Annotated in this window: 3 protein-coding genes; all 3 read left to right on the top strand. The window is 64.2% G+C overall.

The features are described from left to right. The first annotated feature begins 380 nt into the window (after nt 1–380). The 3 genes from CV770_RS40610 (at nt 381) to CV770_RS40600 (ending at nt 3542) form a co-directional block, all read left to right on the top strand. A complete protein-coding gene (locus tag CV770_RS40610; protein WP_104466279.1) occupies nt 381–1682 on the top strand; it encodes an O-acetylhomoserine aminocarboxypropyltransferase/cysteine synthase family protein in 1302 nt (433 codons plus the stop codon). 12 nt (nt 1683–1694) lie between these two features. After that, a complete protein-coding gene (gene metA / locus CV770_RS40605; protein ID WP_104466278.1) occupies nt 1695–2693 on the top strand; it encodes a homoserine O-succinyltransferase MetA in 999 nt (332 codons plus the stop codon). 105 nt (nt 2694–2798) lie between these two features. Then, the gene (locus CV770_RS40600) at nt 2799–3542 is read left to right on the top strand and encodes a polysaccharide deacetylase family protein (RefSeq protein WP_091967734.1); all 744 of its coding nucleotides are present in this window, start codon (nt 2799–2801) and stop codon (nt 3540–3542) included. Nucleotides 3543–3679 lie beyond the last annotated feature (137 nt).

Raw genomic sequence — 3679 nt, 5'->3', positions numbered from 1 at the left:
TCGCCTCGATCGCCTTCAACATGAGGCGGTGGGCCACGATCGCGGCCTGAGCCGCCCGCCGAGGGCGACCACTACAGACTTGGCTGGCAATTGCCGTAACCACGGCCCTTCTCCTGCCGTCCTCAACCTCAAAAGCCGATAACGCAACAGGCCCACAAGGGGAGAAGGAAGGGACCTCGCGAGGGCACCAAAGCAGCACTTCGTTAATCCGCTTTAACCCGGATTCCGGCCAATTCGCCGACAAGCGTTAGGGTTACTTCCTCGATCTCTAGGCGAATTATTGTCCGCTTTACCACCCGCCTCTAACACGGGGGCGGCGGACAACGCACATGCCTCATACAGGCCAATAAGTGCGGCCCGCCCCACGCGGAGGTGGCACGATGCGCAACGAGACGATCGCTATTCACGCCGGCTACGAGCCCGAAGCGACCACGCATGCGGTCGCCGTGCCGATCTACCAGACCGCGGCCTATGCCTTCGACAGCGCCGATCACGGCGCGGCGCTCTTCAATCTCGAGGCCGAGGGTTTTCGCTACAGCCGCATCGCCAATCCGACCAGCGCTGTGCTGGAGAAGCGCATCACCCAGCTCGAAGGCGGTGTCGGCGCGCTCGCGGTCGCGACCGGCCAGGCGGCGCTGCATTTCGCCTTCGTCAACGTCGCCGATCATGGCGGCAACATCGTTTCCATGCCGCAGCTTTACGGCACCACGCACACGCTGCTCTCGCACATCCTGCCGCGGCAGGGCATCACCGGCCGCTTCGCCGAGAGCGACAAGCCGGAGGCGGTCGAGAAGTTGATCGACGAGAACACCCGCGCGGTGTTCGCCGAGACTATCGGCAATCCCGCCGGCAATGTCTGCGACATCGAGGCGCTGGCGAAAATCGCGCATGCGCATGGCGTGCCGCTGATCGTCGACAACACCGTCGCAACCCCGATCCTGCTCAAGCCGTTCGACTACGGCGCCGACATCGCCGTGCATTCGCTGACAAAGTTTCTCGGAGGCCACGGCACCACGCTCGGCGGCGCCATCATCGATTCCGGGAACTTCCCCTGGGCCAAGCACGCCGACCGTTTCCCGGCCTACAACAAGCCCGACGCCTCCTATCACGGCCTCGTCTATGCCGAGCGCTTCGGCCGCACCGCCTATATCGAGCGCGCGCGCAGCGTCTATCAGCGCACCATGGGCTCGGTGCTGTCGCCGTTCAACGCCTTCCTGCTGCTGCAGGGCATCGAGACCGTGGCGCTGCGCATGGAGCGCCATGTCGAGAACGCCCGCAAGGTCGCCGAATTCCTCCGCAAGGACCCGCGCGTCGCCTGGGTCAATTACACCGGCTTTCCCGACAGCCCGTATTATCCGTTGGTGCAGAAATATCTCGATGGCAACGCCTCCTCGTTGTTCACCTTCGGCATCAAGGGCGGGATGGAAGCCGGCAAGTCCTTCTATGACGCGCTGAAGCTGATCACGCGCCTCGTCAATATCGGCGATGCCAAGTCGCTGGCCTGCCATCCGGCCTCGACCACGCACCGGCAGATGTCGGCAGAGCAGCAGCGCGTCGCCGGCGTGCTGCCGGAAACCATCCGCCTCTCGATCGGCATCGAACACGTCTCCGACATCATCGAGGACATCGACCAGGCGCTGGACAAGGCCTGTCGGGCGGCGCGCCTCGAGGCCGCGGAGTAGGCGGCATCGCCAATGACGATCTTGATCGACAGGGATCAAGTTATATCGAGCCCGGCGCTGGTGCCGGCCGAGCGCGATCTCGCGCGCGATCACGCCGCTGAGCTCACGATCGGGCTCGTCAACAACATGCCGGATCCGGCGCTGAAGGCGACCGAGCGTCAGTTCTTGAAGCTGCTTCAGGCTGCCGCGGGTCCGCGCCGCATCCGCTTCCACTGCTTCTCGCTGCCCAGCGTGAAGCGTTCGCCGGAAGCGAAGTGGCATGTCGAGAGCGAATATTCGGACTTGTCCGATCTGAAGCGCCAGAAATTCGATGGGCTGATCGTGACAGGCGCAGAGCCCATCGCGCCCGAGCTCGACCAGGAACCGTACTGGCGCGACCTCTCCGACCTCATTGACTGGGCCAAGACCAACACACGATCGACCATCTGGTCGTGCCTTGCCGCGCATGCGGCGGTGCTGCACCTCGACGGCATCGAACGACGGCGGCTGCCGGCCAAATGCCACGGCATCTTCGATTGCGACGCCGTGACGAGCGATGCCCTGACGCGTGCCGCGCCGGCGCCGCTGAAGGTGTCGCATTCGCGCCTGAACGAGCTCGCGGAGAGCGACCTGGTGCAGGCCGGTTACCAGGTGCTGACACGCTCGGCCGAGGCCGGCGTCGACGTTTTCGTTCGCCAATATGCCAGCCGGTTCGTGTTCTTCCAGGGGCATCCGGAATATGACGCGCTGTCGCTCCAGCGCGAATATCTGCGCGACATCGGCCGCTACCTTGCGCGGGAGCGTGAGACTTATCCGCGCCTGCCCGTGAGCTATTTTGACGCAGCGACGGAAGAGAAATTGGCCCGGTTCGAGAAGAAGGCGGCGCACCAGCGCCATCCGGCGCTCACCAACGAATTGCCTGGGCTGAATTTGCGCGCCGATATCGGCGCCGGCAGCGCGGCCGCGGTGCTTTTCCGCAATTGGTTGCAATATCTCAGTGTGGAAGCCGAAGCGCCGGTCCTTGCGCGTTAGCCGAAGGATATTGGTTCCGCGTTAGGATTACCCAGGCGTTAGGCTTGCCTCGACCAGCGCGCGAATGTTTCAGTACAGACATACGGAATCACGGGAAACGCAGTCGTGTGGTCGGCACTCCAGGGACGCGTGAGCAATCGGCTGGCCCGGCATTTTCGTGCCGCGCCGCACCGGCTGCCCGCGCATGCGCCGATCGTGAGCTTCACCTTCGACGATGCCCCGGATAGCGCTGCAGGCGAAGGCGCCGCGCTCCTGGAAGAGCATGGCGGCCGCGGTACGTTCTATCTCGCCGGCAGCCTGATCGGCCAGCCGTCAGATCATTGGCACGGCTTGTCGGATGATGCGATCGTGCGGCTTCACCGCGCCGGTCACGAGATTGCCTGCCACACTTTCTCGCACCAGAGCTCGGCCAGGCTCGACGAGGCCGCGATGGCGCGCGAGATCGAGCGGAACCGCACCTATTTTCGCAGTATCGATTCCTCGATCAATCTGGAGAACTTCGCCCATCCCTATGGGATTGCCTCGGTCTGGCGCAAGCCGCAGCTCGCCAAGGCCTTCCGTTCGGCGCGCGGCATCCTTCCCGGCGTGAACAGCGACGTCATCGATCTCCAGTTCCTGCGTGCGTCGCCTTTGGTCAATTGTGAGATCGACAAGGCGGGCGTCGATCGCTATTTCGACGAGGCGGTGGCGAGCGGCGGGTGGCTGATCTTCTACGGCCACGACGTCGCGGACGCGCCGAGCCCCTATGGCTGTACCCCCGACCTGATGCGGCATGCGCTGGAGGCCGCCGGACAGCGCAACATGCCGATCGTGACGGTCGCAGAGGCGCTGCGGAGGATCGGGGCGTAGCTGCTTTCTTCCTTCTCCCCTTGTGGGCCTGTTGCGTTATCGGCTTTTGAAGTTGAGGACGGCAGGAGAAGGGCCGTGGTTACGGCAATTGCCAGCCAAGTCTGTAGTGGTCGCCCTCGGCGGGCGGCTCAGGCCGC

Source organism: Bradyrhizobium sp. AC87j1 (genome assembly GCF_002936975.1).
Lineage (GTDB): Bacteria > Pseudomonadota > Alphaproteobacteria > Rhizobiales > Xanthobacteraceae > Bradyrhizobium > Bradyrhizobium shewense.
Note: the sequence above shows the minus strand (reverse complement) of the source record. Positions and strands in the feature narration are given on the sequence as shown.